Origin of the sequence: Poseidonocella sp. HB161398, from assembly GCF_005870025.1 — a bacterium.
Taxonomy (GTDB): Bacteria; Pseudomonadota; Alphaproteobacteria; order Rhodobacterales; family Rhodobacteraceae; genus Mangrovicoccus.
Genome location: NZ_VATA01000149.1, coordinates 1 through 5,177, shown reverse-complemented (window position 1 = coordinate 5,177; position 5,177 = coordinate 1). Strand labels below are relative to the sequence as shown.

The following is a 5,177-nucleotide window of genomic DNA, read 5'->3' as shown; positions in this document are numbered from 1 at the left end:
CGTCGCGGTCGAAGATTTCCCGCAGCTTGCGCCGCGCGTGCGCCCAGCAATGGGCGACCGTGACCGGGGCGCCGCCCTTTCGGGACGGGCGGGTCAGGCGGCTGTAGCCTGGATATCCGTCCGTTGCCCGGCAGGCGATTGCTTGCAATCGCCGAGAGGGGAGCTGCAGGACGCCGTCGAAGCCGGTCAGGAAAGTTTCGGCATGCTCGCCGCCGCGGCCGGGGGCGTAGAAACAGACCACGCCGGGCGGGTCGTCCCCGCCCCAGGCACGATCGTCGCGGGCGAGCGCTCAGAGATATCCCGTCTTGGTCCTGCCCCTGCCGGGATCGAGCACCGGCGCCGCCGCGTTCTCCGGGACTTTCGCGGCCGCACTGCGGCCACGGTTCCCTGCGAACTCCATGAACAGCTTGGTCGAGGCCTTCAGATGCTCGGCCAGCCGGTCGACGACGGAACCGAGATTGAGTTCGCAGGGGACCGTCGTGCCGGGGGCACGGCGAAAGCCCCGGAGAACGCCGTGCCGACCCAGTCCGCGAGCGTGCTGCGGTCGATGGACAGACCCGAGCGGGCGAAGATCTGGCTCTGCCGATATAATGGCAGGCGGTCCGCGTACTTGCCGACCAGCACATGGGCGATCAGCGCCTCGGTGGGCAGCCCGCCCTCGATCAGATGCGCAGGCGCCGGAGCCTGGGTGACGCCGTCGGTGCAGACCCGGCAGGCATAGCGGGGGCGGATCGTGACGATGACGCGGAACTGCGCGGGGAGTGAGGCGGAGGACCAGACAGTCCGGGGGACTGTCTGGCCGTCGAGCGTCGAGGCGCTCCGTCCGGTCCTCGCCGATCTTGTGCAGCTGCCCGCAGCCGCAGGGGCAGTCCAGGCTCGCGGGCTCGATGGTCACCTCGATCCGGGGCAGATCGGCCGGAAGGTTGCCGCGGTTGCGCTTCGCGGAGGGACTCCTGCGGCGCCCGCCCGCGCCGTCATCGGCCTGCGCCACCTTCTGCGCTTCGAGCTCGGCGACCGCCGTCTCACTCGGCCATTGTCCTCGGACCAATGGCGGACATGGCCTCGTTCTTCGAAGGCCAGCTGCCGCTCGTCCTCCGAGAGCTTCTCCGACTTCTTCCCGTAGAGCGCCTGGTTCATCTCGGCGATCAGGCTCTCCTGGCGGCGGGTGATCTCCTCCAACTCGGCCACCCGGGCTGCCTGCGCCCGCAATACCTCGAAGGCCGCCCGGTACTCCGGTGGCAGGACGGACAGGTCGAGATCGGCGGCGTCGGACATGTCGGCAGCATAGCCCGGGATGCCCCGCTGCCAGTGCCAAAACTGCGGCGAGAGTCATTCCGCCGCGGATGGACGCCTGGCTTCGAGCGCCTTCACCTTGCGCCAGTCCAGCCCGGCGAAGAGCGCCTCGAACTGCGCCCGGTTCAGCGACATCACCCCGTCGCTCACCGGCGGCCAGGTGAAGGTCGTCTCCTCCAGCCGCTTGTAGGCCATCACCAATCCAGTGCCGTCCCAGAACAGGATCTTCAGCCTGTCAGCCCGCTTCGAACGGAAGACGAAGACGGCTCCCGCGAACGGGTCCTCCTTCAGGGCCGACTGCACCAGCGCGGCCAGGCCGTCATGGCCCTTGCGGAAATCCACGGGCTTCGTGGCCACGAGGATCCGCACCCGGTCGGAGGGGATCATGCCAGCGCCCGCACCAGGGAGGCGATCCGCTCGGCCGACGCGCCGGGCTCGAGCCGCACCGTCACCGCGCCGACGGCGATCTCGACGCTGCAACCTGCAATCGGCCCGGTGTCCGCAGGCGTTTCCGGCGGCGCCACCATGAGCGACACGAACTCGATCGCGTCGTCAGGTGCTGGAAGAACCAGCCTGCCGTCCCGCGTCATCCGCCGCCAGGCCGAAACCTGGTTCGCCTGCAGCCGGTGCCGGGCAGCAACCTCGTTCACTGTCGCGCCCGGGCGCAGAGTCTCGGCCACGATCTCCGCCTTGAGCTCGTCCGGCCACTTCCGGTTCCTGCGCTGCGTCCCGCGCTCGTTCGTGAGAACCTCAAAATATGCGCTCATTGAGAAAGTCACTCCCTGCTCGTTGCAGGAAATGAGATCTCAGAACCGCAGCCTCACAAACAGGTGGGGGCCAGGCTTCGCTTACGGAGGTCTGCTCATGCCGCACAGCTAGCATGCTGGATTCACGAGATGAATCCCCCTGGATTTGCGCAACAACGCCACCAGAATATGCCAGCCAGAACAAGGCGATGATCAACTGGCTTGCGCCCGTTCGGGGCACGGACGGCGGCGATGAAATGCTCGAAGAACCGCCATTCCGAATCGGACATCAGATTGCGCGCCAAGATCACCTCCTTCGTAACGGTGATCTTGAATCACAGGGGCCCTTGCCTGTGGTTCCTTTTCGTCAATGCGGCCTATGATTGCTGACTGTTTCCTCCTGTGAGGTGACGTTATTCTGATAGTTCATCGAAAATGTTCTGGAGGATCTTGTTTGTAAGAACCTGCTGCTCTACCCCGGAAAATGTTGCCAGTTGTGTAGCAAGCTCTGTGCTGTCTAAAGGGTTTGCCGGATCCTGATTCTTTATCTGTGATGTCAGTATTTTGATGAAAGTATCAAAGTCAGAGTTGGTATCTGTGTTTGCAGATTTTGGTTCTGTAGAGTTCTGAGTTGTGGTGGTCGGAGCGGAAGGTGGGGTTTCGATGAGGGGCAACTTCTATATCCTGACATCGATTGTATCGGATGGAATTTTCACTGAAGGTTCGAGAGGATCCATGCTAGATGGCTTCGGCGTGCTCTTCTCAATCTCATTTCTGCAGCTCTGATTTGGGGCAGAGTCTCTATTTTTGTCGCCGTCGGAGAATGAAAAACTCAGTGCATTTCCTCCAACCTCTAGGAGGCTTCTTTCAAGATCTAAAAGATTTCTCCTTATAAGTATGGAAGTGTCGTACTTCTCGACTGAAAAGCTTATGTGAGTATTTCCGTCTCTCGTATCTATGGTAATTCTTAGTTTTCCAAGCTCCGGAGGATCCAGGTTTATGTCGTGAGATGAGGTTGAGTTTTCTTTTATTGATGAGGCGATCTGTTTGGAAATGCTATGTTCCTGCATTGCCCGGTTCGTTGTGTCGCTCCGATCTATTTCATTGTTGGTGGAGGTTTTTGTGTTTAGGGGGTGGTCATTTTTCGACAATTCGTCTACCAATTCGAGAACTGACTCCAGGCTACTGACATGGATATGTTTTTGTCGAGGATGAACTGTGGAGATCGCCTCTTCGTCAAGTGAGGTCGGAGTGCTGTTAATATTTTCTTCGATTGATAATCCACTTATTATTCGAGAATTGTTGTGGGTCGGTTCATGGTTGTCGGTGTGGGTTGTGATTTCTTGTGTGTGCCGGTTTTTACTACCCTTGAATTCTCGCAAGACATTTAATTTTTGATTCTCACTTTTTGTTTCAGATAGCGGAAGTTCGTCATGTGTCAAGGGAGAGACGCATGGTGCTTTTGTCGAATTTATTCCAATTTCTCCGTAGAAATGAGAGGATGATCCGGCCTCAATTCTGGCGCGTGTGTCAAAGTTTCTGATTTCAGCTCGCCCCTCGGGATCGGACTTTTGATCTAAGTGAAATATAATTTCGGAAGTTGTTTGTGTTTGAGCGTCAAATTCGTGCTCAATTTCGTCTGATTTTTCAACTTCTTCGCCACCTGTCGTTTTATCCGGCGAAGGGGATTCCTCTATGGTGTTGAGGCTTTGGGTGCCATCTTCGTTTGGTGTTTTCGCGGGCTCTAGTTCGGTCGGATGCGGCTCGGCTTCGTGGCGGGTTTCCAATGTAAAGAAGATAAATTCTTTGACTGGGTCTGGGTCTGGGTCTGGGTCTGGGTCAATCGAGAATGCGGGTTGATGTATGTTTGCGCTCGCTCTATTTTCTGCGGGTTCAACTTTTTGAGAAGGCGCGCGGCTCATCTCTGCAGGAATTTTTGACTGATCTTTTGATTGAAGCGGCGGGGGCACAAACGAAAAGGGCTGCATTTTTTCTCGCTTTGAATTAATATTCGACTTCTGTGTTGGAAGTGAATTGTTTATCTAAGGGGTGTATTGTTACTTTGAGGTATAGTAGAAAAAAATGAATGCAATGTTACCACTTTCCTATGGTGTTCTTTCCGTGTGCGGAATTTCATCGTTTGAAGCCGGATGTCCTGATGATGAAATGATAGTGATTTTTATGAATGAAGATGTGAGATGGCCTGGGGAGGCGTCCTCGGACAAAATGGCGCTGAGGGAGCTGTTATGAACTGTTGCAGGTGCTTTTTTTACTCCCTTCCGGATCTTCACCTTGTCAATCGTCGCGGCAGGCGGAGGGTTGGCAATTGAGAAAGACGGGTAGCGAGTGCATAAAGGAAGCGATCACGGCATGTTACGCCCAGCGAAGATACCTAAAGAGCGGAAGGATGGACGAGTGTATTCGGTTGGGGGGCAGGATCGAAAGTCTGCTGAAGGACCTACATGCTTTGCCTGCTGACTGTCGTGAATTGGAAAATGCAAGTGAGAATTTTGCGAAAAATGCGGGTCTTTGGAAGGCCGCAATTGAGGGGGTTAGGAAATCTCGAGCCAGAATATCGGAAATAGAGGAAGTAAGAAAATTTTTGAATTCGCAGAATTCTGGGCATTGGAAACGTCGCGCGATGAATGATGTTTCAAGTATTTTTAACAGGTTGCTCTGAATTCGCTTGCTGCAAAATTTACGGAACGATGGAGTTACTTTTTTCCCTTTTATCAACGCGGCCTAGTCACCTGGAACTAAAGTTTGTATCATTATTCTGCCTGATGCGGGAGGATGTGATGGGTGGCCGTGTTGCTGTTCCAATTGATCTCAGCGACGAGGAACGCTCATTCCTCGAATCCCAGCTTCGCAGGCACAAGGCGGCCCGATCACTTTCGGACCGCTGCCGCATCGTCCTGCGATGCGCCGAAGGGATGTCCAACAAGGAGATCGCCGCCTCACTCGGCCACAGCCAGCACACGGTGGGCAAATGGCGCCGCCGCTTTGCGGAGCAGAGGCTCGAGGGGCTTTCCGATGAATACCGTGAAGGCCGTCCACGCACGGTTTCGGACGAACAGGTGGCGGAGGTCATCAAGAGGACGCTGGAAAGCACGCCCCGGGACGCGACACACTGGTCGA

General features: G+C 56.6%; 8 protein-coding genes and 1 pseudogene. 1 reads left to right on the top strand and 8 read right to left on the bottom strand.

The window, feature by feature from the left end:
• From FGX59_RS39975 to FGX59_RS35840, 8 genes and pseudogenes are all read right to left on the bottom strand, one after another.
• A partial coding sequence (locus FGX59_RS39975) for a transposase (RefSeq protein WP_370296496.1) occupies nt 1–241 on the bottom strand: 241 nt, incomplete at its 3' end.
• Between the two features lie 179 nt (nt 242–420).
• Nucleotides 421–624 (bottom strand): transposase, encoded by a 204-nt coding sequence (locus FGX59_RS39970; protein WP_370296495.1) that lies wholly within the window; start codon nt 622–624, stop codon nt 421–423.
• Between the two features lie 267 nt (nt 625–891).
• A complete protein-coding gene (locus FGX59_RS39965) occupies nt 892–1,275 on the bottom strand; it encodes a hypothetical protein (protein WP_370296493.1) in 384 nt (127 codons plus the stop codon).
• A gap of 54 nt (nt 1,276–1,329) precedes the next feature.
• Nucleotides 1,330–1,680 carry an IS66 family insertion sequence element accessory protein TnpB gene (tnpB, locus tag FGX59_RS35860; RefSeq protein WP_138473345.1) on the bottom strand — a complete coding sequence of 117 codons (351 nt, stop codon included), beginning with the start codon at nt 1,678–1,680 and terminating at the stop codon, nt 1,330–1,332.
• Entirely contained in the window at nt 1,677–2,060 is a 384-nt protein-coding gene (locus tag FGX59_RS35855) for a transposase (protein WP_138473344.1), read from the bottom strand. Before FGX59_RS35855 ends, tnpB begins: the two co-directional genes overlap by 4 nt.
• 161 nt (nt 2,061–2,221) lie before the next feature.
• Nucleotides 2,222–2,329, bottom strand: a pseudogene (locus FGX59_RS35850) (IS5/IS1182 family transposase); the annotation flags it as partial.
• Between the two features lie 123 nt (nt 2,330–2,452).
• Nucleotides 2,453–2,713 carry a flagellar hook capping FlgD N-terminal domain-containing protein gene (locus tag FGX59_RS35845; protein WP_240722871.1) on the bottom strand — a complete coding sequence of 87 codons (261 nt, stop codon included), beginning with the start codon at nt 2,711–2,713 and terminating at the stop codon, nt 2,453–2,455.
• A 3-nt stretch (nt 2,714–2,716) separates the two neighbouring features.
• Nucleotides 2,717–4,027, bottom strand: coding sequence for a flagellar hook-length control protein FliK (locus FGX59_RS35840; protein WP_138473343.1), 1,311 nt, complete (start codon nt 4,025–4,027; stop codon nt 2,717–2,719).
• An 810-nt stretch (nt 4,028–4,837) separates the two neighbouring features.
• On the opposite strand from FGX59_RS35840, the gene FGX59_RS35835 reads away from it, so the two are divergent.
• Nucleotides 4,838–5,177 (top strand): helix-turn-helix domain-containing protein (locus tag FGX59_RS35835; protein WP_171060693.1); only part of this gene is annotated, 340 nt, incomplete at its 3' end.